Source organism: Pedobacter sp. AK013 (genome assembly GCF_014205835.1).
Lineage (GTDB): Bacteria > Bacteroidota > Bacteroidia > Sphingobacteriales > Sphingobacteriaceae > Pedobacter.
In genome coordinates this window covers 58112-82928 of the sequence record NZ_JACHCQ010000021.1, presented here as the reverse complement: position 1 = coordinate 82928, position 24817 = coordinate 58112, and the positions used below count along the sequence as shown (strand labels likewise).

The 24817-nt window shown below is 37.8% G+C and carries 24 protein-coding genes and 2 tRNA genes; 13 read left to right on the top strand and 13 right to left on the bottom strand.

The genetic code is table 11. The annotated features are described in order from the left end of the window. Positions 1–34 precede the first annotated feature (34 nt). Positions 35–481: a hypothetical protein gene (locus HDC90_RS14925; protein ID WP_184467697.1), complete on the bottom strand. Its 447-nt coding sequence runs from the start codon at positions 479–481 to the stop codon at positions 35–37. A gap of 560 nt (positions 482–1041) precedes the next feature. On the opposite strand from HDC90_RS14925, the gene HDC90_RS14920 reads away from it, so the two are divergent. After that, positions 1042–1233, top strand: coding sequence for an entericidin (locus HDC90_RS14920; protein ID WP_184467695.1), 192 nt, complete (start codon positions 1042–1044; stop codon positions 1231–1233). 66 nt (positions 1234–1299) lie between these two features. Here HDC90_RS14920 and HDC90_RS14915 read toward each other — a convergent pair. Then, positions 1300–1372 (bottom strand) — tRNA-Lys (locus HDC90_RS14915). Positions 1373–1497: 125 nt separating this feature from the next. Here HDC90_RS14915 and HDC90_RS14910 point away from each other — a divergent pair. The 4 genes from HDC90_RS14910 (at position 1498) to HDC90_RS14895 (ending at position 5333) form a co-directional block, all read left to right on the top strand. Next, on the top strand, positions 1498–2070 hold the full coding sequence (locus HDC90_RS14910; RefSeq protein ID WP_184467693.1) for a hypothetical protein: 573 nt from the start codon (positions 1498–1500) through the stop codon (positions 2068–2070). A 36-nt stretch (positions 2071–2106) separates the two neighbouring features. Beyond that, positions 2107–3150, top strand: a complete 1044-nt coding sequence (locus HDC90_RS14905) for an SMI1/KNR4 family protein (protein ID WP_184467691.1) — start codon at positions 2107–2109, stop codon at positions 3148–3150. A 344-nt stretch (positions 3151–3494) separates the two neighbouring features. Beyond that, positions 3495–4550 (top strand): FISUMP domain-containing protein, encoded by a 1056-nt coding sequence (locus HDC90_RS14900; protein WP_184467689.1) that lies wholly within the window; start codon positions 3495–3497, stop codon positions 4548–4550. A 135-nt stretch (positions 4551–4685) separates the two neighbouring features. Further along, positions 4686–5333 carry a DUF4279 domain-containing protein gene (locus HDC90_RS14895; protein ID WP_184467687.1) on the top strand — a complete coding sequence of 216 codons (648 nt, stop codon included), beginning with the start codon at positions 4686–4688 and terminating at the stop codon, positions 5331–5333. A gap of 377 nt (positions 5334–5710) precedes the next feature. On the opposite strand, the gene HDC90_RS14890 is transcribed toward HDC90_RS14895, so the two are convergent. Then, on the bottom strand, positions 5711–6289 hold the full coding sequence (locus HDC90_RS14890) for a dihydrofolate reductase family protein (RefSeq protein ID WP_184467685.1): 579 nt from the start codon (positions 6287–6289) through the stop codon (positions 5711–5713). Positions 6290–6929: 640 nt separating this feature from the next. Between HDC90_RS14890 and HDC90_RS14885 the strand changes: the two genes are divergently transcribed. The 5 genes from HDC90_RS14885 (at position 6930) to HDC90_RS14865 (ending at position 12253) form a co-directional block, all read left to right on the top strand. Next, positions 6930–7553, top strand: coding sequence for a hypothetical protein (locus HDC90_RS14885; protein ID WP_184467684.1), 624 nt, complete (start codon positions 6930–6932; stop codon positions 7551–7553). Positions 7554–7633: 80 nt separating this feature from the next. Next, a complete protein-coding gene (locus HDC90_RS14880; protein WP_184467682.1) occupies positions 7634–8020 on the top strand; it encodes a hypothetical protein in 387 nt (128 codons plus the stop codon). Position 8021: 1 nt separating this feature from the next. Continuing rightward, entirely contained in the window at positions 8022–8771 is a 750-nt protein-coding gene (locus HDC90_RS14875) for a hypothetical protein (protein WP_184467680.1), read from the top strand. Between the two features lie 66 nt (positions 8772–8837). Next, positions 8838–11558 (top strand): DEAD/DEAH box helicase family protein, encoded by a 2721-nt coding sequence (locus HDC90_RS14870; protein ID WP_184467678.1) that lies wholly within the window; start codon positions 8838–8840, stop codon positions 11556–11558. A gap of 173 nt (positions 11559–11731) precedes the next feature. After that, positions 11732–12253: a DUF2199 domain-containing protein gene (locus tag HDC90_RS14865; RefSeq protein ID WP_184467676.1), complete on the top strand. Its 522-nt coding sequence runs from the start codon at positions 11732–11734 to the stop codon at positions 12251–12253. A 208-nt stretch (positions 12254–12461) separates the two neighbouring features. Here the strand turns inward: HDC90_RS14865 and HDC90_RS14860 are convergent, their stop codons facing one another. From HDC90_RS14860 to HDC90_RS14845, 4 genes are all read right to left on the bottom strand, one after another. Further along, positions 12462–12824, bottom strand: a complete 363-nt coding sequence (locus HDC90_RS14860) for a hypothetical protein (protein ID WP_184467674.1) — start codon at positions 12822–12824, stop codon at positions 12462–12464. A 108-nt stretch (positions 12825–12932) separates the two neighbouring features. Beyond that, positions 12933–15386 (bottom strand): outer membrane beta-barrel family protein, encoded by a 2454-nt coding sequence (locus HDC90_RS14855; protein WP_184467672.1) that lies wholly within the window; start codon positions 15384–15386, stop codon positions 12933–12935. Between the two features lie 112 nt (positions 15387–15498). Next, positions 15499–17241 carry a PspC domain-containing protein gene (locus HDC90_RS14850; RefSeq protein ID WP_184467670.1) on the bottom strand — a complete coding sequence of 581 codons (1743 nt, stop codon included), beginning with the start codon at positions 17239–17241 and terminating at the stop codon, positions 15499–15501. A 17-nt stretch (positions 17242–17258) separates the two neighbouring features. Further along, positions 17259–17594, bottom strand: a complete 336-nt coding sequence (locus tag HDC90_RS14845; protein WP_025145298.1) for a PadR family transcriptional regulator — start codon at positions 17592–17594, stop codon at positions 17259–17261. A 577-nt stretch (positions 17595–18171) separates the two neighbouring features. On the opposite strand from HDC90_RS14845, the gene HDC90_RS14840 reads away from it, so the two are divergent. Both HDC90_RS14840 and HDC90_RS14835 read left to right on the top strand, forming a co-directional pair. After that, positions 18172–19620 carry an amino acid permease gene (locus HDC90_RS14840; protein WP_184467668.1) on the top strand — a complete coding sequence of 483 codons (1449 nt, stop codon included), beginning with the start codon at positions 18172–18174 and terminating at the stop codon, positions 19618–19620. Between the two features lie 213 nt (positions 19621–19833). After that, positions 19834–19998, top strand: coding sequence for a hypothetical protein (locus tag HDC90_RS14835; protein WP_167297083.1), 165 nt, complete (start codon positions 19834–19836; stop codon positions 19996–19998). Between the two features lie 15 nt (positions 19999–20013). Here HDC90_RS14835 and HDC90_RS14830 read toward each other — a convergent pair whose 3' ends face one another. The 3 genes from HDC90_RS14830 to HDC90_RS14820 all read right to left on the bottom strand — a co-directional run bounded on the left by HDC90_RS14830 (position 20014) and on the right by HDC90_RS14820 (position 22634). Beyond that, complete coding sequence (locus HDC90_RS14830) at positions 20014–20910, bottom strand: NAD(P)/FAD-dependent oxidoreductase (RefSeq protein WP_184467666.1); 897 nt, start codon at positions 20908–20910, stop codon at positions 20014–20016. Between the two features lie 74 nt (positions 20911–20984). Continuing rightward, positions 20985–21611 carry a class I SAM-dependent methyltransferase gene (locus tag HDC90_RS14825; RefSeq protein ID WP_184467664.1) on the bottom strand — a complete coding sequence of 209 codons (627 nt, stop codon included), beginning with the start codon at positions 21609–21611 and terminating at the stop codon, positions 20985–20987. 111 nt (positions 21612–21722) lie between these two features. Continuing rightward, positions 21723–22634, bottom strand: a complete 912-nt coding sequence (locus HDC90_RS14820; protein ID WP_184467663.1) for a UbiA family prenyltransferase — start codon at positions 22632–22634, stop codon at positions 21723–21725. A 155-nt stretch (positions 22635–22789) separates the two neighbouring features. On the opposite strand from HDC90_RS14820, the gene HDC90_RS14815 reads away from it, so the two are divergent. Beyond that, positions 22790–23206 (top strand): VOC family protein, encoded by a 417-nt coding sequence (locus HDC90_RS14815; RefSeq protein WP_184467661.1) that lies wholly within the window; start codon positions 22790–22792, stop codon positions 23204–23206. A 228-nt stretch (positions 23207–23434) separates the two neighbouring features. On the opposite strand, the gene HDC90_RS14810 is transcribed toward HDC90_RS14815, so the two are convergent. From HDC90_RS14810 to HDC90_RS14800, 3 genes are all read right to left on the bottom strand, one after another. Then, positions 23435–23692: a GIY-YIG nuclease family protein gene (locus tag HDC90_RS14810; protein WP_184467659.1), complete on the bottom strand. Its 258-nt coding sequence runs from the start codon at positions 23690–23692 to the stop codon at positions 23435–23437. Between the two features lie 5 nt (positions 23693–23697). After that, entirely contained in the window at positions 23698–24393 is a 696-nt protein-coding gene (locus HDC90_RS14805) for a hypothetical protein (protein ID WP_184467657.1), read from the bottom strand. Between the two features lie 344 nt (positions 24394–24737). Continuing rightward, a tRNA-Val gene (locus HDC90_RS14800) sits at positions 24738–24815 on the bottom strand. Positions 24816–24817: the final 2 nt, after the last annotated feature.

Here is a 24817-nt window from a genome sequence, read left to right as displayed (position 1 = left end):
ACACTGGGCTGTCTTTCAACAGCCCAGTTGTATTTTAATCCCTATACCCATCCCTAAAACTATAATGCGTTTGCGCATTACAGATTACATAATCAATAATTTCGATGTTTAGCTTTGCACAGGTATTAAAACAGGTGCTTACAAAAAGTTCGTCGAGGGGGTTAACCTTAATGCTTTTCACATCGCAATAGTTTACCACCAGTACACCATAAGCATTACAGGCAACAGCCAAGCCCGCCAGTTGCTGTATGCAGTTAATTGGTTTGGCCTGTTGCTTTAGCTTGTGCCAGCAAAAAACCTCGTGGTTTTGGTTTACAAAAAGCACATACCAATCGCATTCTTTACCAGATGATGGTTTGCCTCGGAGCTGTTTTAAAAATTGAATTGAATTTTGGACCAGGTTTACATTAAAAGGCCTTTTGAGTGTGCGATAACTAAACTCCAGTTTAGCTAAAGTAATTTGATTTTTTGTTAGATGCATCTTAAAAAAATTAAATAAATGCCTAACTGTGTTCGCGACATAAATATAGCAAAAATTTATAATTAAGCTGCTGAAAGAAGAATTTAATTTGTATACAGATAAGTTAATTACTAGAGAGACCCTGAAATAAATTACCTTCGGTGAACTCGCATAAGGCTCGGTTTACTGCGTAGCTTTCCGCTGCGCTACAGGTCAGGGTGACGATCACCTTCAATATTCTGTTAAAAAGATTGCTTCACGCCACCGAAGCAACCCTGCCTTCAGTTCGCAATGACGAAATTTTTCAGACTGATTTCTTCGTGCTCTTGGAGGTAAAACACAACACCATTAAGATTAGCTTCGCTGAGCACTCCGTGGTTCCCGCATGCGCGAGAATGAAGAATGGGCAGAGCATAATTGCAGCCCCCCAACTTTGTGCCCTCTGTGCTTTCTCTCCGTGGTCTTTGTGGTTAAGAGAAAAATATATCTAAACTTCCGCCCTCGGTCACCGACTAATTCAACCATTATCAAAACAATTGCGTTTTAAAACGGATTATATTAGTACACCAATAACATTTGATATGAAAACGAAAATAATAATTTTAGTAGCCGCATTTGGTTTAGCATTGTCAGCCTGTACTGGTAAAAAGGCTGATCAGGAAAATGCGGATAGTACGTATAAATACACTGATACCACCAAGGTAATTGACAGTACAAGTACCGATGCTGTAGCAGATTCTACCACCAATGCCCCTGCTGATATAAAGCATTAAAGAAAATAAAACAAACAGCTAGCGCTCATGCTGAAAGGTGTGGGCGTTTTGTTTTATTAAGGCTAGTGACCCCTCAGGGGTTCGAACCCTGGACCCACAGATTAAGAGTCTGTTGCTCTACCAACTGAGCTAAGGAGTCTGGTTAAATAAATATAGGATAAAAAAGAGGAGCGTTAACTAAATATATAAAAGCACATGGTATAAAAACGCATTGACCAAATAATCTGGCCATTTTTGATTATAATTGAATACTAAAGATCTCAATTGGTTACACCTAAAGCCAGCACCATTAAAATGACGCCCGAAGAATTAAAAAAAACCTACCTAAAGCTTTCTACAGTCGAACTTTTAGAGATAGTTGATAATAAATTTAACTATACAGCCCTGGCAGTTAGTATTGCCCTGGCAGAACTTGCAAGCCGGGAGGTTTCTGAACAAGACATTAACCACTATAAAGACTCACAGATAGAAAAAGTAGTAACGTTTATAAAACGTAACATTTCAGACGATTTGAACCTATTACAAAAGAATTTATTTTATTTCATCTGGTTTCCTTTAATAAATTTCGCATTTAAGCAAAATTTTAGAGACGACAATTACATTTTAAAACTCAAACAAGCCAATTACTATTCTCTGATTGGATTCCTTGTTTTTATTTCTACCGGAGTTCTTTCTGCAATATTTAATTACAATAATCTTATTTCATTTACCATTTGGATAGTTGGTTTTATCCCCGCTTATATTTTCGACGAGAAATTTAACAGAGAAAAGCAAATTAATAAGTTAAAAATACTTTACGACTCCACCAATGCTGACGAAGAAAATAACTTAGAATAAATTTAAGAACAATTCAAAAATGTTATCGGCAATTATATGATAAACCACATAACCAATAAATATCACATTAACATTTACGACGATGAAACATTTACAGAGGGATCGGTTGATCATGTTAACCATTACGATTTTGCTTATTTCGAAAAATCTAAATATCGCTCTACGTCAATTTATGGAATAAAAGTTTTTAAGAACGGCACATTAATCAAAAGTGCGGCTATAGGAGCTATTGGTGGAGGAACATCAATTCACGAAACCTCAACAATAATAGAAGATGACAGACTCTTAATCTGTTGTTCTGACACCATTTTTTGTTTATCAATTCCTGATCTGGCCTTATTATGGCGTACGCAAGCCGACGGAGCTACCTGCTTTGAAATTTATAAATATCAGGACACATATATTATTCATGGTGAGCTCGAAATTTCACGACTTGACAGAGACGGTAAAATACTTTGGCAACAAGGCGGTGCTGATATCTTTGTAACGACTGCTGATGAACAGTCTTTTGAACTTATTGAGCATTTTATTATGGCCAAAGACTTTGAGAACAGAGTTTATAAATTTGATTACGATGGGAATAATTTGAGCACAAAACCTGGCATCGATACAAGCATGAATAAGTTCAAACAACTTTTTGAAAGTAAGAAAGATGAAGTGAACGAACTGGGCATTACCTTTAACGCTCCCTGTAGCGGTGAAGACCTTACAGAGCTCGAGCTAAAGCTTAGTTATCCCCTTCCACCAGACCTTATTGAATTCTATACATTTTGCAACGGATTTAACACCGATGATTGGTTATTCAGGGTAATTCCAGTACATGAGGCGGTTGATTATAAAAGCGAATTAGCAAACAATATTTTCCACTTTGCTGAATATATGATCAACAGCGACCAATGGTTAATCCAACTCCAGGAAGGAGGTCAATATGAAGTTATAAACGACGATCATGGATCTCAGGAAATGACTGTACAGACCACTTCAATTCTAAAATTTCTGGATATATACCTTACTGAAGGTCTTTTTAGCAAATTAGACAACAACAGCTTTTGGGATCGGTTAAATAAAAACCGTGATTAACCCATTAAGTGGATATAAGGCGGCTGAAATCATCAAACAGATTGCTTTACGCCACCGCGCCATCCTGCCCTTCCGTTCGCCATTACAAATGGATTCATTTTTATAAGCCTAGACTTCCGACTCCGGACACCTGTCTTCTGACTTAAGGATTACAGCCCTTGCGCTCCAAAAGGCTCTCTGATCCTCTATGCTTTGAGAAACCCAAAATTCAGCCCCGTCTCCTAACTTCTGCCAAAACTCATAAAATATACCCAATAAAAGGTATTGATGTTAAGTGACATGATTGGGAAATTGGCTTGTAATAAACAACTAATTAAGACATGAAAATAACTAAACTCCTCCCAATGGCATTAGTGCTTGTGCTATTGGTAACGGCACCTGGTGTGATGGCGCAGGTTAAAAAATCAGCAACCAAAACAGCTGCTCCTGTTAAAACCAAATACGGCGCTTTAGCTGTAGACCGATCTAATGGTTTTTATTATGGTTTTTCGTTCGATCAGCCAAACCTGGCAGAGGCGGAGAAGAGAGCAGTTGACGAATGCAACAAACGTGGTGGATCTTGTAGCATTGTGTTAACCTATTCGGGTACAGGCTGTGCCGCCTACCGCACCATAAACGGCAATGTGGGTACCGCATTTGGCTGGGGTATAGCAAAAACCAAAGAAGAGGCCGATGCAATAGCTACTAACGAATGTTTAAAAAGAAGCGGCGGTATACAACCGACCAACTTTGTTTGGAGCTGTAATGCGGCGCAAGCGGCGCAGTTAAAAGAAATATACAATGCCTCGCCAGAAATTACAGGTCCGGTAAAAATTGGCAACCAGGTGTGGACAAGCACCAATTTAAACGTGAGTACCTATAGAAACGGCGAGCAGATTTATTATGCAGCCAACCAAAAAGAATGGGAAAAAGTAAGCAGGGAAAAGATTCCGGCTTATTGTTACCTTAATTTCGATAGCAGTAATGAGAAGAAATACGGAAAGCTGTACAACTTTTATGCAGTTACCGATCGCCGTGGCTTAGCGCCTGCTGGCTGGCATGTGCCAAGCAGCAATGAATTTTTAACGCTTATTGCAGCTTTAGGCGGGGAAAAGGTAGCAGGTAAAAAAATGCGCGGCACTACCGGCTGGGACGTAAAAGATTCGTACAAATTTGCGCATGGCAATGGCGATAACTCATCGGGGCTCAATTTATTGACTAATGGCAGTGCAGGCGGCGATGAATATGGCGGTGGCCAATCTTTCAAGTACGGGGTATGGCTAAGCTACTGGTGGTCGAGCACGACCAAATCAAGCGGCGACAGCTTTGCCTACTACCTTGACTTTAACAAATACAGCGAACCGCGTGTAACCGATTATAGTAAAACTACAGGCTGTGCAGTAAGGTTAGTGAAAGATTAAATTCGCTGTATTATAATATTTTAAGCGCTTAAAGGTTCTAAATCACTTAATCAACCGGGAATAATCAAGATTTCCGGTTGATTTTGTTTAAGGGAATAACAATCAAACCTTATCTTTAGGCACCACAAACAATAAATGACCGACGAACAAGTTATCACGCTAATTGAAAAGGAATTTCAGGAAAAAACGTTTGGGGTAACCGAACAATATCTTGAAATCCATGCGCCAATCTACATCAATAATAAATTACAGATCACGCGGATCGACCGCGACCGTGACAAGTTCATTATAGCTTACTTACCGGTGCTTGATGAACGGTTTTACTTTACGGTATATATCGATAGTGATTCGGGCGAAATAATCACTATAAGTACTGAACCCAATCATCAGGTTTATTTTTTGGCCACTTCCGAAAATCTCTCAGAAACGGAGCTTAAAGCCATGTGTAGCTTATCGGTTGATGAGAGCTGGAACATTGGAGATTTAAAGAAAAACGGCAGATCGGCATATAACTTTAGCGCGCTGAAAATAATGCCCAATAGCGAGCCCGATGAATTTGAAGATAAGCTCGATAAGTTATTAACCTATCTGGAAACAGACAAGAAAGGAGTTAGCGAACTTGTAGAAAAAGCTGAAGGCTACATTCAGGTGGCAATGGATATTCATAATGGCAATGGAATGATTGGTGGCCCGAGTATCAAAAGGGAAAGCATTACCAGAATGCACAACCTTGGGCTTTCCATCGATTTCGATCTCTATGTTAGCGGCAATAGTTTCGGGTAGAAAACGATTGGCCTTAATCTGATTCTGTTTAAGGTGTTGTGCAGAATTATCTACCTGGTTACTAGTCGAAACTTCAAGCCTCTGACTAATTCACAAAATAGATTGCTTCACACCACCTCACAATCCCTAGCCTTCGGTTCGCAATGACAAATCAATGCACATTTAGACCCGAACCTCCGACTTCTGACCAGCCGATCAAAAGATTGCCCGTCATTTCCCGTGTTTTCGAGGTACGGCCATCGTTAAATAGCCCTGATGGAAGTGAAACGGACAGCAGGACCGGAGCCAAGCTAAGGATTACAGCCCTTGCCCTCCAAAAACCTTCAATTCCAAACTGATCTTCTTCTGGCTCTCTTTTTAGAAATCCAAACTTCAGACTAACCCTTCACCAATTTTCCAACATACCTATAAGTGTTCAGCTGTACCCCTGTGGGCGTAGTTTTCGTACTTACAAAAGCCAGCTCGCGTGCATCGGCATTATCCGAAAAGAAACGTTTGCCTGTACCTAGCAATATGGGGTATACCATCAGCACAAGCTCGTCAACCAGCCCGTGTTCTAACAGTACGGCAACCACCGTCGAACTTCCATACACAATCAGATCAGGGCCTTCGGTCGATTTCAGCTCGCGAATACGGGTAATAATGTCTGTGCCTAAATCTTCAACGGGTCCCCATTCGAGGCTTTCAGGCCTATGCGTGGCCACGTATTTTTTACCATTATTTAAACTGTTCGCCATCGGGTTATCGCCTGCCTTTGGCCAGTACTGGGTCCAGCTATCGTAGGTTTTGCGGCCCAGCAACAGATCGATATTCGTACCCTGTGCTTCCAGTACTGCGGTTAAACCTTCTAAACTTCTATAAGGATTGGTCCATCCGCCATGTGCAAAATCTTCACTGTTTTCGTGCTGCATCACGCCATCGAGCGAGATGTGTTCCATTATTTTTATCTTTCTCATTTGGTTTCTTATTTATGATAAAGTTACAACGGGAAAACCACGCGCACGAGGGGCAATCGTGACAATAAGAAGGCGCTTTTATGACTATTTCTTTTGACGTAAGATGGTTATTGGAGCGTCTTACGTATTATATGTTCCATTTTACCGCTTACGTGACATGTTTAGGGTTATAACTTATATGGCCTTATATTTCTTATATGGTTAAGTGCTTAGTTGTTTAACTGAAAAGCCAACTCGAAATAGTAGAGGGTTTGGAAACGATGGGTTCTGTGCTTTTCGGGTTAGGCAGCCCCGCCATTCGCTACTTCCGATGAAGGATCGGAACCACTGCTGTCGGGTTTATTTAAGAGGGCTTGTAACTTTTGGGGACAGTTAATCAGTGACTATCGGAACTTATATGTTACTTAAATATCTTAAGTGGTTAATTGTTGAATTGATTGCTTAAAAACCTACTAAATTCCTATCTTGTGGTAACTAAAACAACATCAAGCGCTCAATCTAAATTATCAAATCAAACACTTAAGGCATATCAAAGCATACAATAGTTAATCCATACAAAAGTTTTTCGTTACTAAAGTTCTGGAAATATGGGCATGCGAAATTTAAGTGTTAACAGCAAAATTAAAAGACAGATAAATATATGTTAAAGAAGATATTTGGAAACCTATTTAAAAATAAGGAGGAAGAAACAGAACCAGAGGTTTTAGGTAATTATATTGTAGCAACATTAAATGATAAAATAATGCCCATGACTAGAGGTGACGTTTACGAAGACCCGTTAGACGAGTTTCTAAAGAAAATGAATTACGGAGAAGTAACAGGGGGAGGAACATTACAACAAGAAACTGGTGAAATTGAATATTGTGATATTGAAATATGTCTAAATTCAGATCAAATAGACCAAGAAGTAATAAAACAAATCATTAAAAAACTAGAAGAGCTTGGGGCTCCCAAAGGCTCAACCTTATTAATAGAAAAGACTGAGGAAAAAATTCCTTTTGGTGTAAATGAAGGATTAGCAATTTATCTTGACGGAATAAATCTATCTGATGAAGTATATAAAAATTCAGATTCAGAAGCCATAGCTGTTGAAATATGTAGATTAACAAATATTAAAAGTGAAGTATTACGCTATTGGAATGGTAATACAGAAACAGCATTATATTTTTACGATCATTCATTTGAAAAGATGCATAAATCAATTGAGAACTTTGTGAAAACAAATCCTGAATGTGAAAATGCTAGAATTGTTCAAATTGCATAATGCCTGTTGCCAATACAGGATTGCACTAGGGGGAAATTACTCTTAATACAGACCTTAACATTATTCACTAATCATCCGCTATGAGTTGGGACATTGTAATATTTAGCTCCAGACAAAAAATAAGCACTATTGAAGAAGTAGACGAAGAGTTACTTGTAGCAATAGATTTTAACATTATTCTAGAAAAGCATTTTATCAATATTATCGCTAACAAAAATCATAGGGAAATAAAAGGTAAAGGATACATTATAGATTATTTTTTTGATAGCGAACCTGTAAGCAATAAATTATTTAGACTTTACGGCGAAGAAGCACTTTTTGAATTAATAAGAATTGCTAAAATTTACGACTGGCAAATATTCGATACGGGCAATGGAGAGATGCTAGACCTTGAACATCCCGAAAAAAACGGTTACAGTAATTTTCAAAGTTATTTGAAACAGGTTTTGAAAAATACAGGTAATTAATATGAGCAAAGTCAGAAGAAACCGACGACAACAACAGCGCAGTAAAGTTACCTTCTCTAAATTAACCTTCCATAAACTCAACTGGTTAGAATACCTTACCGTTGGTTTAAGTGTATGGTTCTTATTTTTCCCAAAACCTTACGAGATCCTTTTTACAGTATTGCTCTGCATACCAATTATTGGCCTTGTATTAAATGGTTTAACAGGCAGGCCAAGTATTGCCAGTTTGGTAGAAATTTGGAAAGACAAGGATGGAAATGATAAATACGATGTAGCCGATTTTATAGACATTGCCGCATGGGTTATCCTGTTCCGTGTAATTATCGATTATAAATTTGAAAGCTTTTATAGTTTGATCATCCCCGGTACCGTAGCCTTTGCAATCATGCTGATCATTCTTTTTGCTACACATAATCATATCATCAATACCGATAAAAGCAAAACCTGGATTTACCTATCGCTTATTGTTAATGTTTTTCTTTATAGTTATGCAGGCACTTATGGGGCAAACTGTGTTTACGACAATTCAGAACCGACTGTTTACCAAGCTGAGGTTGTAAATAAAAGGATTAGCAGGGGTAGCAGAGGGTCGAAATCCTATATTCTAAAAGTTACGCCCTGGGGCCATCATTACGATCAGGAAGAAATTTCTGTTACAAGCGATCAGTACAACGGAATCCAGACCGGTCAAACCATAAATATCGATCTAAAAAAGGGTTTATTTAATATCCCATGGTTTTATGTAGAGTAAGCTGTAACAGCCATGCTTACATACCATCTAACAAACAAGAAAGCGTTATATTAATCCGTTTAAAAATTGACCTCCTATCCTGAAGAAATAAAATTTATATCCGGTTGGCGAAAGTATCAGCAACGGGTTCTCGATCAATTAGATGATTATATTGCCAACCGGCACCTGCATATTATTGCGCCACCAGGTTCGGGCAAAACGGTTTTGGGGCTCGAAGTAGCTATCCGCTTAAATAAACCAACACTGATCCTCGCCCCAACCATTGCCATACGAAACCAATGGATACAGCGTTTCTGTGATCTTTTTCTCCAGGTTGAAACCGTGCCAGACTGGATTTCGAAAGACATCAGAAATCCAAGGTTTTTAACAGTGGTAACTTTTCAGGGCCTGCATGCAGCATGTAATAACCTGCGCGTAAAGGAAGAGGAAGAAACAGAAGAAGAGGAAGATGCCGTAGAAAGTTTAAAATCATCAAACCCCAATCTTGATAACATTGTAAACGGTTTAAAATTACAGCAGGTTAATACCATTGTGGTTGATGAAGCCCACCATTTAAAAAACGAATGGTGGCAAACCCTAATCAGGGTAAAAGAAAAACTCGATCCCATTACAGTTGGCTTAACGGCAACCCCTCCTTATGATGTTACCCCGGCAGAGTGGTTCCGGTACCTCGAATTTAACGGTCCGGTTGATGCCGAAATATCGGTTCCCGAACTGGTAATAGAAGGCGATTTATGTCCGCACCAGGATTATGTGCACTTTACCTTCCCCACCGAAACCGAGAATAAAAACATTGAGCAGTTCAGGCAAAATATAGAACAGTTATTCCACGAAATCAGGCAGGATAAAACCATTATTGCGGCAATAGAAAACCACCCGATCTGGGTACACCCAACTGAACACCTCGAATGGATCTATACCAATCTGGCCTGTTACTCTGCCTGTTTAATCTTTCTACACGCCAACGGAAGGGAAATCCACGAGCTGCATACCGAGGTGATAGGTGACGATAAACCCGAAATCCCTCCGCTCGATTACTATTGGCTGGAAAAACTTCTGGATTTCTATCTCTATCAGGAAAAAGAGCGTTTTAAACCTTTTGATGAACATCGCAAACAACTCGAAAATAAGTTGAGGCGCTGTGGTGCGATGGAAAAACGACAGATCGATTTTTCCAACAGTAAGCGTATTACAGGATTTTTAACTTCAAGCATCAGCAAACTAACCGGTATCTGCAAAATTGTTGATTTCGAGTTTAAACAGCTCAACCATCAATTGAGGATGGTAATCCTATCTGATTACATCCGCAGGGAATTTTACGTAAACGCACCCGAGAATAAACTCGAGCTTACCAAAATGGGCGTAATTCCCATTTTTGAAAAACTAAGGCGCGAAAACCACAACGATAAAAAAATAGGCGTACTCACCGGTTCTATGGTGATGATACCAAAAACAGCCTCTGGTGCATTCAAAACAAAAGCGGCTAAAAAGGGCATTTCAAAAATTAGTTTATCAACGTTGCCTTACGATAAGAACTATATCATCATTGAGCAAACCGAACAGCTTAAAAACGACCTGATCCATATTGTAACCGAAATTTTTCAGGAAGGGGAAATTGAAGTACTCATAGGCACAAAGTCTTTATTGGGCGAAGGTTGGGATGCACCTGCTATCAATTCGCTGATACTCGCCAGTTTTGTCGGTTCCTTTGTTTCGTCCAATCAGATGCGCGGAAGGGCCATTAGAACACAGCACGGCAATGCAGGTAAAACCGGAAACATCTGGCACCTGGTAACCATAGATCCAACGGCCGAAACTGGTGGCAATGACTTTGATTTACTGAAGCGACGCTTTAAAAGTTTCGTTGGTGTTTCTTTTAAGGAAGAACCCGGCATTGAAAATGGGCTAAACCGGTTAAACCTACCCGAAAATATTGTGCTGCCAACCGAAGCAGAGAAAAAGAACGATGAAATGTTCAGCTATGCAGCGAACAGGGAAAATTTAAAAGAACGCTGGAAACTGGCACTCGAAAGTGGTGTAAACCTGATTGAAGAAATAAAAATACCATTTGCAGAGGAACTTGGCTATCAGGAAGTGAAAGCAATGTACCTGAATAAAACCATCGCCTATCTTTCGGCCACTTTATTTTCGGGCTTAGCCGGATTTGGATTGGAAAGCCTTGAAATTTTTCTAAGGGGCGCTAAAAACATCAGATCATTTAATGATATCTATATTATTTTAGCAATTATCGGAACTTTAGGGATTATTATATTTGGTGGCTTAACCTATCGAACCCTGAGCCTTTACATTAAATACAGGGATATTTCAAAAGATATCCGGCAAATTGGTGAAGCGCTGCTAAATTCGCTTGTTAAAACCGGAGCAATCAAAACCGACATTTCAAAAATTTATGTAGAAAGCAGCATAGATAAATATGGTGCCGTTTTTTGTCATTTGGAAGGAGGAACAACTTTCGAAAAATCTATCTTTATTAATGCACTGCAAGAGGTGGTTGCACCTATCGATAATCCACGTTATGTAATGATCAGGCGGAACAAGTTTATGCTGTTTATCAAACAGAAAGATTATCATGCCGTACCCGAGCTCATCGGCAGGAATAAAAATCTTGCCGAACATTTTAAAAACCAATGGGAACACCACGTAGGTTCTTGCGATTTAATATTTACCAGAACCATCGAAGGTCGAAAACTTATTTTACAGTCAAGGATGAAATCGCTGGCTGCACAGTTTCAGAACAAAGTAGAACATGTAAACAAGTGGAAGTAAAGCTAATTCTAAAATCTTTTTCAAAGATTCTTCACTGTGTTCAGAATGACAATATTGATTCTCCGCAGATCGCACAATATTCGCAGGTTGAAACAAATCTCTGCGGCCATAACAATACATTTTGCACTATTCTACATATTGCATAACTTACCCCCAATTTAAATTAACCAGTAATGAGTCTGTTACCCACCTACATTTGCCCCAGCTGTGGCGAATTACATAACGATTGGCCCGCATTAGCATTCAGTTCCCCTTTACATTGTGATGAACTAAATGATCACGATAAAGAAAATACGGCAACTCTAGATTCCGATTTCTGTGTGATAGAAGGTGGTGAAACAACTGACAGATTTATTCGCTGCACTTTATCACAAAAGATAAATGATCATTGTGAAGATTTACAGTACGGTTTATGGGTGTCGTTAAGTGAAAAAAGCTTTCAGGATTATGAGGATAATTATAATCCTGAAAACCATGAGGTGAGTTATTTTGGTTGGCTTTGCAACAACATACCAGGTTACGGAAGTACCCTAAGCATACCAACAACAGTTTATACCCAAAAAGGAAATAGCAGACCAGAAATTGTCCCACACGAAGATTTTGATCATGCTTTTGTTAAAGATTATTACAATGGAATCAGTAAAGATGAAGCTGAGAAAAGGATTAAGGAAATGATCGGGCTGACTAGCGATTAAGTAATTTTCAGTAACTTATGAAGGAGATGGGGCACCACCACCGGGCAATCTAGGGATCTCAGATCGCGAAGGAATGAAAATCGTCTTTAAATTCTGCGGTAATCATCTTAAATCTGCAGGGGAAAAAGATGGTAAGGATTGCCCACTGATTTAAGCAGACAATCCCAGGCCTATGCCTACTGCACCTTCTTTTGCGATTAAAACACGATTATTCCATTAATTTCCGTTTAATGCCTTCAGTCAGTTTTTTCACCTTCATATAGCCCGCCAAGGAGCTGTTTCGTTTATCAAAATCGATGGTTAACCAGCCCTTTTTGGCTTTAAGGTTAAATTTATCGCTACCATTTAAGTTTACAAACAGATCAATATTCTGATCGAGTGGTAGCTCATTGTTTAAAGCACTGTCCAGGTATTTTTCTAATTTACCTGTTTTATCTTCGGCATACTTTGCCTCAAATTTAAAATCGGTATTGTTATCCATGGTGCTTATCGATAAATGTCCTCCACTATTGCGGCATCCATACCCCAAAGTGGTAACTAAAATTGCGATACTGTAAAAGATATTTTTCATTGTTATTGGTTAACTGGTTAATTGTTTAAATTGGTTAACTGGAGATTTACCACCTAGATTTCTGACTTCGGACCAAAGCTTCACGACTTAGGACTGAAGACTAAAAAACTACCCCCCTGCTCTGTTCTTAACATCATCTGCCGCTGTTTTACGATTTTGATTTGATTTTAAATTTTGGTTTCCAAAGTTATAACTGATGCTGAATGAAGCCCTTCTACTGATATAGTTATTCTGTACCCTTAAATTCACATTCTGATAATCGAGCGTTCCTTTCCAATAATTGCTTTGGAAAATATCGTCAACATTTAATCTAAGTTTTAAACTTTTGTTTAAGAAACTTTTTTGTACGCCCATATTTAAGGCCTTTTGGTAAATTGTGGTCCGTTCTATACCGCGCACACGTGGCGAATTTAGCCAGAAATTGGTTTCCAATGTCCAGTTATCGGGTAAGGTTATAGAGCTGTTAATGTTAAAGTTGTACATTACTTTACTCAATGTAAAAGGGGCCCCTTCCAGGTTATCATCTTTAAATTTATTATAGAAAAGATTAAAATTGTTTTGAAGGCTCCACCATTTGGCAATGGTTAGCGGAAAATATAAGCCTGCTGTATAATATTCTCCGCTACCTATATTGCCCTGTCCAACCGTAACAATCCTGGTGCTATCATTCTGTGCAGTTTTACTGTCTAAAATAAGATCTTTTGTTTTTGAATAGCTTAAAGAAAAAGATAATCCACTTTTATAATTATAACTCACCTCAAAATTATTGGTAAACTGGGGTTTTAAGTACGGGTTTCCCTGTGCTATGGTATAAGGATCCATATAAAAATTAAATGGGTTTAATTGTTGGTAATTTGGCCGATCTATCCTCCTGCCGTACGAATAACGTAAATTACTGCTCTCTGAAATTTTCTGACTAACAAAAACAGTTGGAAACAACGATAAATAATGTTGTTTTACCGATGTATTATTGGTTACCGATGTTCCGGTAGATTGTGTATACTCAGCCCGCAAACCTGCCTGAAGTTGCCACTTTCCCCAATCTTTAGATAAATTTGCATAAGCTGCATTTACGTTTTCTTTGTAAATAAAATTATTGCTCTGCCCTACTATATTCTGCCATTCATTGTTGATCAGGGCTGATGAAAGAAAATCGTTATTGGTTTTAACATAAGCGCTTTTCAAACCTGTTTCGATCTTTGTATTTTTTGATAATGGCCAGGTAAAATCAGTTTTAGCTGCATAAATATCAATAACTGTTTTACTATTGTTTTTAATAGTTGTATTGTTGTAAACAACACCATTTTGATCGTAAAAATTGGTGTTAAAATTTTCCAATCCCGAATAATCAAAGCCAGAATAATCGGCATCAAAGTTTAAACTTGCGCCTTCCTTTTTAAAATCGTGTTTGATATTAAAGTTTGCACTATAATTTTTGTTAGGGGTATTCGCATCAGAATATTGGATTAAAGAATTTTTATTAACTGTACCAGCCTGAGTTTCGTTTATAAACGTTTGAGAGAAATTATCCAGTTTACGCGTACTTGTGCTACCATCTAACATCACCCCGATCGTAGTTTTTTCACTCACATAATAATCTGCACCCAGTTTTGCAGCCAAGCGCGATCCGGTATATATTTTTTGAAAGTTTTGATTAAATACACTCTGCAAACCGTTTGAATTGGTAGACCGATCCAAAAATAAATTGGAAAAATTATTATTTTTTGATGCATTTGCATTGGTGAAAAAATTCCACTTTTCTACCCGGTGATTTAAATTGAAGTTCAAGTCCGATCCATAAATATTAGTGGGCAAATTGGCCCTTATAGCATTGCGATAGTTTGATGAAATGCCTCCGTTTGTACCAAATGCCTTATTCTTTTTTAATTTAATATTGATTATACCTGAATTACCTGCTGCATCATATTTAGCGGAGGGATTAGTAATAATTTCGATAGTGGCAATCTGGCTGCTGCTTAAGCTATTTAAGTATATGGTTAAATCTGATGCCGATAAAAAATTGTTCTTTCCATCAATCATCACCGTTACACCCGATTTATTGTTCAACAAAATCTGTTCGTTTTGCCTATCAATCTGTACACCGGGCGCTTTTTCTAAAATTTCGAGTGCAGTACCACCTGTTGATGTAATGCTATTCTCTACATTCAATACTGTTTTATCGATTTGATGTTCAATAAAAGGTTTTTTACCCTGAACGCTCACTTCTTTTAACTGTTTGCTTAAACTTTCGATCGTGATGGCAGGTAGTTTCATGTCTTCATTAAGCGAAAAGTGGTTAGTTTTTTTACTTTTAAAGCCCACTATAGAGATAGACAATATATATTCGCCACTTTTCAACTGGTCGATTGTAAACTCCCCTTCAATATTGGTCGATACACTTTTTAATACGGTTGTATCAGGATAGTTCAGTACACGAACAATCGCAAACGCTACCGGAACAGTCTTTTCATCAACAATTTTCCCTGTAAGTTTATTTAATTTTTGGGCAAAAGAAGCCCCACACACCATTAGGCATGCAATTAGCGTAAATAATATTTTCATAGTTTCTTCTTTTTAAGTATGATCGTCATCTCATCCGCATGTGATCGTCATCTCGACTGGAACGTAGTGGAATGGAGAGATCTATTTTAGTAGGCTACTGATCTTTAAATGACTATTCTTCAGGTGCAATACCCAACTCTTCTTTAACCTCTTTAATCCTGTTTGCTACAGAATCCTGATAAACAGTATCAGTGGGGTTATTCTTTTGCAACAATTCCAGATCGAACAGCTCTCCCTTTAGTTTTTGTTTTTTTAGGGCCTCCTCCTTTAACTTGGCGATACATTTCAAACCATCATCTGTCATAACCCATACACTAGAATCGTTATGGTCATTTTCGCTGTCGTTACACTCCCAGGTCCAGTAATTATTAACGTAGCGGTAAGCATCCTGCTTTAAAATTAATTTTGTACCCACCGGAATTTCAAGATTTAACCTTACTTCCTGGTTTCGCCAGATGGATCCCTTTCTCAATTGAAACCTCGGACTAAAAATCAGTTCCGAATCTTTCATTACATAATTGTAGCTAATGTTCTGTGCATTTTGCAAGGCACTTTGAAAGGTTTTGCCCTGCGATTCGTATTTCTGTGTTAAACGGGTAACACCTGTTTCACTTTTGTTAATATCAATACGGATACGGTTCGGCGAAACAAACGGTCCGTCTTCAAAATCATCGACCACAATCTGGTGGCGGTTGTTTGCATCAATGTGGTAAGCCACACTATCCTCTTTACTGAAATATTTACTTTTATCGATATTGATGGTGTAAACCGGATAAGCTTTCAGGTCGGTTGTTTGTGTTAACTCTGCGTGTTGCTTAAATTCTGATAAAATCTTTGCAACCTGATAACCTGTTACTGCCACCCCTACCAACCAGATAATTAACAGGGCGAAAGAAAGTGTTTTATTAGTAGTCTGTTTGTTAAAGGCAATCCTGATCGAGAATAATACCAAAGCCAAAATCGGCACAAAACATACAATAAATGCACCAAACAAAATGATCCCTCTATTGCTTTCATTAACAATGGAGAATGGGAAATATTCATAAATACTGGCATCCCAAAATCCTTGAAATATAGCTGTGCCCGTAATTAACGCCAGTAAAAAGAGTACACCAAATACAACAATAATACCAGCGATTACTTTAAAAATTACCTTTCCGGTACCCGATATAAAGTGGCCAAGCCATTCGAAAAACTCACCAATAAAGTTACCTAAGCGGGCAAATATCGGTTGCGCATGTTTGTTTACTTCGCCCAGACGCTCTTTAACCGCCTGCAGCTCTTCATCCAGATTCTTTTGGAAACCCTGAAGGTTGGCAGGTTCGCCTTTCATTTCCATTTTTTCTACCCTCGATTTTGCTTTCGGCATGATGATCCAAAGGATGGCATAAACCAATAAGCCAAATCCACCGGCAAAACTGATCAGTAATGTAGCCAGCCTGATCCATTTAGGGTCAGCATTTACAAAATGTGCAATGCCCGAACAAACACCTGCTACCACGCGATCGTCCATATCGCGGTACAGTTTTTTCTCTGCATACTGGTACTGATAAGTATTGCTGATTACAGGTTCTTCTTCGCTCTCTTCTGCCGTATCAAAATCCTGCACCCGCCCCATCTGTGCAATTACCGAATTTACATTGGCCGAATCTACAACCTGTTTTTTCTGCTCTTCCAACTGCTCGGTTAACAGTTCGGCAATCCGGTTTTCGATATCTGTTACAATTTCCAGATCGTCAGCATGATTGGCAAAATATTGTTTTACCTCATTCAGGTAAACCTTTAAGAGTTCGTAGGCACTTTCTTCAATGTGAATAATCGTGTTCCCTATATTGATGATGATGGTCTTTTCCATTTCCTTTTTACTAATGATTATGAATTGGCTCCTTTTTGTGAAATACCTACAGCATAAGCCAGCTCCTGCCAGGTTTGATCTAGTTGTGATAAAATGCCCCGACCATCTTCGGTTAAGGTATAATATTTACGGGGAGGGCCTGAGGTAGATTCTACCCAGTTGTAGCTTAACAAACCATTGTTTTTAAGCCTGGTTAATAATGGATATAATGTGCCCTCAACCACCAACAGTTTTGCCGACCTTAATTCGGCAATGATATCAGAGGCATATATTTCGCCCCTCGAGATGATTGATAAAACACAGTATTCCAGAATTCCCTTCCGCATTTGTGTTTGCGTATTTTCTGCTATCATAATACAAAGATATATGTTTTATAAACTACCATGCAATACATAGTACTAAAATAAATTAAAGTAACTTAATAAACAACTGATTATCAGTTAAATAATTTTTAATAAAATTTTGTGGTTTGGAAATAATTCTATACAAATTGAAGATTTTTAATCTTTTTTTAGGAAAGCAAGGTCTTGTAATCTTTCGGTTTTGCAGTCCTGCTATCACCTATAGTCCCGATTTAGATCAGACTTTTAAATACAAAATATTCCGAAAAATCGGGAGCTATTTGGTTCTATCAGGTTTACGTGGAGCGGGTTGGTATTACTATTTAAGGTTTTGGAATAATTCCATAACATCCTTTGTAAATAAACCTGACAGAGCGGGTAGCCCACAGTGAAGCAAAGCGTAACGAGGACTACAAGCGATGGCGGGACTACAGTACCTATGAAAACTGTACGCAAATTTTCAAAAACCGCTTTCTGACCTCTAAAGTTTAACGGTACATATCTAATTTTTAGGTTTATAGGAATTAAGCATATAAATACTATAGATTTAATATATTTTAATATTTTTGCAGCGTCTTAACTTATTTTCATGAAAAAATCTATTGCCAGCATTGTTGCTGAGGCAAACGAAAGCGGCGAAGGAACGCTCAAAAGAACCCTAGGCCCCATAAACCTGATTTTAATTGGCGTAGGCCTAACGCTTGGGGCAGGGTTATTTTCGATTACAGGTTTGGCAGCGGCCAATCACTCAGGCCCTGCAGTTACATTATCTTTTGTAATTGCGGCTTTAGGCTGCGGTTTTGCAGCCCTATGTTACGCTGAGTTTGCGTCTATGATCCCTGTTGCTGGTAGTGCATACACCTATTCTTATGCCACCATGGGCGAACTTTTCGCCTGGATTATTGGCTGGGATCTGGTATTGGAATACTCTGTGGGTTGTGCCACCGTAGCCATTAGCTGGTCGCAGTATTTAACCAAGTTTTTAGCCAGCTTGCATATTTATCTCCCTCCGCAATTAACCTTATCTCCTTTCGAAACTGCTAAACTTGCTAATGGCACTACTGTTAATGGCATTATTAACATCCCCGCCGCATTGGTAGTGGTATTAATGACTGCCATATTAATCCGCGGCACCAAAGGTTCTGCCATTGTAAATGGAATTATTGTATTTCTTAAGGTTGGTGTGGTATTGGTTTTTATTGCGCTTGGCTGGCAATATATCGATCCGGCAAATTACCATCCGTACATCCCTGAAAATACCGGAACGTTTGGCCAGTTTGGATGGAGTGGTATTTTACGTGGTGCGGGTTTAGTGTTTTTTGTATTTATAGGCTTCGATGCCGTTGCCGCTTCTGCACAGGAAACTAAAAACCCTGCCCGGGATTTACCAATCGGTATTATTGGTTCATTAGTGGTTTGTACTGTTCTGTTTGGATTGTTCGGCCATGTAATGACGGGCCTGGCCAACTATAAAGAATTTGCCAATAGCGGAGCCCCGGTAGCCATTGCCATCGAAAAAACACCTTACGCCTGGTTAAGTCAGGCTATTATTCTGGCTATTTTGATCGGTTATACTTCAGTAATTTTAATCGACTTAATGGCGCAATCGCGGATGTTCTATTCCATCAGTAAAGATGGATTATTACCAAAAATGTTCTCAGATGTACATGCAAAATTTAAAACGCCATACAAATCGAACATTATACTTTGTATATTTATTGGACTTTTTGCGGCATTTGTCCCCATGAATGTAGTTGGTGAAATGACGAGCATTGGTACCTTACTGGCTTTTTTAATGGTCTGTGTAGGCATCTTAATCTTAAGAAAAACAAATACCGAAGCCAAACGCCCGTTTAAGGTTCCCCTAGTGCCTTTAATCCCTATTTTGGGCATTTTAACCTGCATCGCCATGATGGTATTTTTACCTTGGGAAACCTGGGTTAGGTTAGCGGTGTGGTTAATTATAGGCTTAGCCATTTACTTCTGGTACGGTAAAAAGAATAGCAAATTAAAAGCACAGGAAGATAAGACAGAATAACAGGTAATAAACTCATTATTATACATATAACATGCTTAAGCTGTTTTATTTTCTAGACAGCTTAAGCAGCTGTTTCTCCTCTAAATTGTGTTGATAAACATATAAATATCAATTGAATAACAGAAAAATGTAAGTTATTAACAATTCAACATTTTTCTTGATTTTTGGCTTGGGATTTGTCTTAAGAAAGTTAACCCTATTAAACTCATCTCTATGCTTATTAAATTAGACACATCCGTTTTCAGGCTTTCAAGGCACAAAGCAGAAACGATAAAAAAAAGTGTTACACCACTTACAAGAGCGCAATGGATTACGGCCGATAGAATCGTGATTGCAGCTATATTTATTGCTACTATTGTTGGTGCGATCTTATTTTAAATTTCCGATGATTGATCAAAAATCTTCAGAAATCATTTCCTTGTTCATCACCACTGCAGCCATTGTTCCTGCAGCTGTTATGATAGATAGCGACCTGAATAAGGTTGCACAATCTCCTGCGGCATAAATGCCTTTGGCAGTGCTTTGCTGCTGTTCATCTACTTTTATTGTTTTTAAATCTGTTAATTCAAACCCAAGTTGTTCGTTGAAGTTGCAGTGTTGTTCAACGTCTGGTTTGACATATATCGCCTTTAAGGCTATTTTTTTCCCATTTTTAAAAACAACATATTCGAGATAACCATTGTTGTGCAGTAGTTCAACAACTTCATCTTCTATAATGATGATGGATTTAGATCGCAGCTTTTCAGCGTGTTCGGTACTTAGTTTCGACTTACCATTGGTTAAAATGGTTAAATCTTTATTCCAAAGATGTAAATTTTTAGCCATCTCAAACGCATGATCATCATTCATTAATAGTCCAATTTTTTCATTCCTCACCTCGTAGCCGTGGCAATAAGGACAGTGTATAGCAGAAATGGCCCAACAATCGGCCAAACCTTTAATATTAGGCAATACATCTTTTAAACCAGTAGCCAATAATATTTTCCGTGCCGTAAAATTTCCGGCATTTTCTACACCAATACTAAAACCTCCATCTATTTGCCTGGCCAAAATAGCTTTTCCTTCCAAAAACCTCACCGTAGGATATTTCAGTACTTCTGCTCTTGCAGTATTAGCAATATCAGCAGGTTTATCGCCATCATGTGTTAAAAAATTATGCGAATGAGGGGTCTGCCTGTTGCACGGTCGGCCAGCATCGATTACCAGAACATTCCGGGTTGAACGGCCTAAAGTTAATGCGGCAGATAAACCAGCATAGCTGCCTCCAATTATAATTACATCAAAATCCATATCTAAATCTTTTAGTGCAAAGATCTAAAACGAATTATTAAACGCAACATTATTGCATTAAAATAAAGTCATTTTTATTTCCTGAAGATTGTTGCCTTAATAAAACCTCCATAATACAGCCTTTCCTCAACAATCAGATAATTCGCTTCGAAAAAATAAAAGGCCATGTCGATTAGTTTATTTGCTTCTACAATGCTCAGTAATTTAAAAAAGGCGTACATCGATCTGAGCAACAACCATTTCCACCAGTTTCCATTAACTTTATTGAGCGAAAAATCGACCAGAAACCATACTCCGCCTTTCTTTAAATATTCATTTAACTGTCCAAACACCTTTGCAGCACGTTGCTCAACAAAGTTATCAAATAGAAAAGGGGTTAAAATTACATCAAATAACACATCAGTTTTAAAATCCTCTATGCCTACATTCATAAATTCGATATGATTGTCTTTATAGTTCCGTTTTTGAGAAAGTGTAATCATTTTAGCAGATATTTCTACATAAACGATCTTTAATCCACGGGTATAAATCTTCGCGAGTTCTTCTAAGATCCACCCGGTTCCACCACCTACAATTAATACACGGCTATTTTCCTGAATATATTGCAGTTGATTGATCTGTGCATTAACCTGAGATTTAAAAAACACCAAACGACTTAAGGTATCGTAATGATTGGCTATTTTATCGTAGTTGTTGTTCATATTATCGGGTATTGAGTATCAAGTATTCAGTATCAAGTATTGAGAATCGGGTATCAAGATAAATTTCTCGAATGTAAATACGCTTTGGTCTTTCTGCTTTGATCTTTCAGCTTAATGAACAAACTGCATCCCGATTATTCCACAGATAGCCTTAAACAAAATGAGTCCATCAATTACCATTAAATAATAAAGGATATTTTTTCTGCGGTGCATGGAATATGCCACGTAAATGGTTAATATAAACGGTAGCACATTGCATAAAACCTGCGGTATCTCGAAGCCCTTGTAACCTGCAAATATGCCCAAAGAAATTAAGCCTATAATCAGCAATGGAATGAGGATACTGAAAATTGTTCTGCGCAAACCATAACGCACTACAAAAGTTCTTAAATGTTTATTGGCATCGGTTGGGTAATCTTTAATATCAAAAATGATTGCATTTACGGTACAGAACATCCAATTTTTAATAAATAGCCAAGTCCACAACACAGAATCATGGTAACCCACCCCGGTTTCAATTTTAAGCATAATTAGTGGTAACACATTGGCACAACAGGCCCATACGAAACCGATTACAAAAGCTTTTAACCAGCCCGTGTTCCGCAGATTAAATTTGAGGAAAGATCTGGGCAATAAACTGTAGTATAACCCTCCTGCAGTGATGATAATCAATATCGCTATCCAATAACTGAGCGGAAGGACCAGAATATGTTGAAAGTTTTGGTAAAGCAGGTTAATGGCCAATAACATGCAGCTTACAAAAAGTATCGCCTGGCTCCAGTTAATGAACTTTTTATGCTTAAAATACCATTGATTGCGGGGATTGGTCGAGGATGGCGCAGTAGAAACTTTATTGTAGGCGTAGGTATAATAGATGGTTGGCGCCAGAAAAAGCAATAGGTAGTAATTTAATGAATTAAATGGCAGCCTTAGTTGGAAGGTAGCTTCGAGTGTTAGGGCAACAGCCAGAATGCCCACGAAGTAGTTTCCAAAAAAAATGAACCTGATAATTTTACCCAACATTTGCTACTGTTTACCGACAGGCAATTTCGGATATATAATTGAATAAGGTAAATAATAAAATCGATTTTCCATTATCTTAGAGTCAACAATAAAAGCGATCAGTAAATAGCTATTGCCAATTGTTTAAATTTATAATTCAAAAAGCTAACAACGATATGGAAGATTTAAAAAACTCAACTTCAATTTCTGATACCACCCCAAAAGTAACAGGAATTGGTGGCATTTTCTTTTTCTCAGACAATCCAAAGGAAACAAAAGATTGGTATGCGAAAAACTTAGGAGTAGAAGTTAACGCATGGGGGGCAGTAAGTTTTGACTCCAGGAATATCAACAATCCTGATGAAGTTGAAACATTGCAGTGGAGTCCGTTTAAAAAAGGGGATGAATATTTTTCGCCTTCAAAAAAGGAATTCATGATCAATTACCGTGTTCAAAATCTTGAAGCATTATTGAAGAAACTTAAAGAAAACGGTGTAACCATACTTGATGAAGTTGCCACTTATGATTTTGGAAAATTTGTCCATATTATGGATGCCGAAGGTAATAAGATTGAGTTATGGGAGCCTAAATAGATTTTTGTTATTCTGAACGGAGTGAAGAATCTTTAAAACTTGAGATTTAATTAAGGAAATGATTCATCAGGGACGGTGTTTCATAGGCTGGGGATTCTTCACTCCGTTCAGAATGACAACATAAAAAAAGCCTTCCAGTATCCTGAAAGGCTTTGGTGGGAAATGATCCCGATGTTCAAATCGGGACGCCCCTCCTCGCTGTAAACGAGGTGCTCTGAACCAGTTGAACTAAACTATATTAATATATTTTGCAATTAATTTTTCAATCATTAGCCTGCTCTTCCAGTTTTTAATCTCTTTCTCTTTTAGGATTGCCTGAGTTCTTGTGTCAAAAACTTCACTCCAAACGATACGCCAGTCTCCGGTATGACCGGTAAAACCTGAGTGATTTGTATTATGTTTTTTTAACCGTTCCGTTAGGTTAACAGTAGAACCAATATAATATTTATCGCGGATTTTTGAATATAGAATGTAGGTGTAAAACATTTTTATCAGGCCTGTAAATCAGAATTAAGTAAAACGTCTACCTTGATATCTCTAAGTTGTCCCATTATTGCCACTTTTGCATGATAATCTTTGGTAAATTCTAAAAAAGTGTTTTTAAAACTAAGAATTATAAAAGAAAATGAAACAAGTACAATTACTACAAACAAATGAATGATAATATTCAATTCTAAAGAGTTGGTCGATGGGATTTTTTCGAAATATAAGTTAAAAAGTGGGCCGATTAAAAAAGATAAAATAACTCCAAACGCCAGATAACGTTTGACATGCACTTCAATAGTCTCTTTAAGCTCTGTTATTAAGTAATCAATAAGGATTATACTGATTTTACCTTCTGAGTTTTTAATTTTTGAAAAAATTTCATTCTTCATCATTAAGTTAAATGCGCACATATTAATTTTGTTTTTCCTATTAATCAGAATACTTAGATTATCATCAGCTTTTACTATCCTTATTCTTTCATAAATTTGAGTTTTTATTGAAATCCAGCCAAAAAGAAAAGTTGTTACTAATAATATAACGGTAATGAAGGGCTTACTAAGTATAAAAAATAGATATGAAAGAATTAAACCTAGAAACAATAGAGTCAATGTAATTTTAGATAAGATTTTTATCCTACTTTTATACTTTTTGATAATCCGATATGTAAACGTACTCTCCAATAATTCATTTATAAGCTCCATAATAAATTAATTTAAGATTTCACTGCCATAAAATTGCAAATCTAGAGTGAATTTATCGAAAAATTTCTTTAGATGAATATGAAGGTCTGAGTCAGAAATTATATCAATCGGAATGCCCCCCTCTTTGTAACTTGGCGCTACGAAGCAATTTAGCTATTTTTTTGGAGCAAGAAAAAAGCCCTCCAGTTTCCTAAAAGGCTTAGTAGGAAATGATCCCGATACCCAAATCGGGACACCCCTCCGTGTAAACGAAGTGCCCTAAACAGCTGAACTCAATTCAAACGTATGAGTATTTGCACAAAAAATTTGAATATAAAAAAGCCTTTCAGTATCCTGAAAGGCTTTGGTGGGAAATGAGGGGTTCGAACCCCCGACCCCCTCGGTGTAAACGAGGTGCTCTGAACCAGCTGAGCTAATTTCCCTG

What these genes read in the sequence shown, in the direction of transcription:
- HDC90_RS14925 (WP_184467697.1), bottom strand. Translation starts at nt 481, where the DNA reads ATGCATCTAACAAAAAATCAAATTACTTTAGCTAAACTGGAGTTTAGT.
- HDC90_RS14920 (WP_184467695.1), top strand. Translation starts at nt 1,042, where the DNA reads ATGAAAACGAAAATAATAATTTTAGTAGCCGCATTTGGTTTAGCATTG.
- HDC90_RS14905 (WP_184467691.1), top strand. Translation starts at nt 2,107, where the DNA reads ATGATAAACCACATAACCAATAAATATCACATTAACATTTACGACGAT.
- HDC90_RS14900 (WP_184467689.1), top strand. Translation starts at nt 3,495, where the DNA reads ATGGCATTAGTGCTTGTGCTATTGGTAACGGCACCTGGTGTGATGGCG.
- HDC90_RS14895 (WP_184467687.1), top strand. Translation starts at nt 4,686, where the DNA reads ATGACCGACGAACAAGTTATCACGCTAATTGAAAAGGAATTTCAGGAA.
- HDC90_RS14890 (WP_184467685.1), bottom strand. Translation starts at nt 6,289, where the DNA reads ATGAGAAAGATAAAAATAATGGAACACATCTCGCTCGATGGCGTGATG.
- HDC90_RS14885 (WP_184467684.1), top strand. Translation starts at nt 6,930, where the DNA reads ATGTTAAAGAAGATATTTGGAAACCTATTTAAAAATAAGGAGGAAGAA.
- HDC90_RS14880 (WP_184467682.1), top strand. Translation starts at nt 7,634, where the DNA reads ATGAGTTGGGACATTGTAATATTTAGCTCCAGACAAAAAATAAGCACT.
- HDC90_RS14875 (WP_184467680.1), top strand. Translation starts at nt 8,022, where the DNA reads ATGAGCAAAGTCAGAAGAAACCGACGACAACAACAGCGCAGTAAAGTT.
- HDC90_RS14865 (WP_184467676.1), top strand. Translation starts at nt 11,732, where the DNA reads ATGAGTCTGTTACCCACCTACATTTGCCCCAGCTGTGGCGAATTACAT.
- HDC90_RS14860 (WP_184467674.1), bottom strand. Translation starts at nt 12,824, where the DNA reads ATGAAAAATATCTTTTACAGTATCGCAATTTTAGTTACCACTTTGGGG.
- HDC90_RS14855 (WP_184467672.1), bottom strand. Translation starts at nt 15,386, where the DNA reads ATGAAAATATTATTTACGCTAATTGCATGCCTAATGGTGTGTGGGGCT.
- HDC90_RS14850 (WP_184467670.1), bottom strand. Translation starts at nt 17,241, where the DNA reads ATGGAAAAGACCATCATCATCAATATAGGGAACACGATTATTCACATT.
- HDC90_RS14845 (WP_025145298.1), bottom strand. Translation starts at nt 17,594, where the DNA reads ATGATAGCAGAAAATACGCAAACACAAATGCGGAAGGGAATTCTGGAA.
- HDC90_RS14840 (WP_184467668.1), top strand. Translation starts at nt 18,172, where the DNA reads ATGAAAAAATCTATTGCCAGCATTGTTGCTGAGGCAAACGAAAGCGGC.
- HDC90_RS14835 (WP_167297083.1), top strand. Translation starts at nt 19,834, where the DNA reads ATGCTTATTAAATTAGACACATCCGTTTTCAGGCTTTCAAGGCACAAA.
- HDC90_RS14830 (WP_184467666.1), bottom strand. Translation starts at nt 20,910, where the DNA reads ATGGATTTTGATGTAATTATAATTGGAGGCAGCTATGCTGGTTTATCT.
- HDC90_RS14825 (WP_184467664.1), bottom strand. Translation starts at nt 21,611, where the DNA reads ATGAACAACAACTACGATAAAATAGCCAATCATTACGATACCTTAAGT.
- HDC90_RS14820 (WP_184467663.1), bottom strand. Translation starts at nt 22,634, where the DNA reads ATGTTGGGTAAAATTATCAGGTTCATTTTTTTTGGAAACTACTTCGTG.
- HDC90_RS14815 (WP_184467661.1), top strand. Translation starts at nt 22,790, where the DNA reads ATGGAAGATTTAAAAAACTCAACTTCAATTTCTGATACCACCCCAAAA.
- HDC90_RS14810 (WP_184467659.1), bottom strand. Translation starts at nt 23,692, where the DNA reads ATGTTTTACACCTACATTCTATATTCAAAAATCCGCGATAAATATTAT.
- HDC90_RS14805 (WP_184467657.1), bottom strand. Translation starts at nt 24,393, where the DNA reads ATGGAGCTTATAAATGAATTATTGGAGAGTACGTTTACATATCGGATT.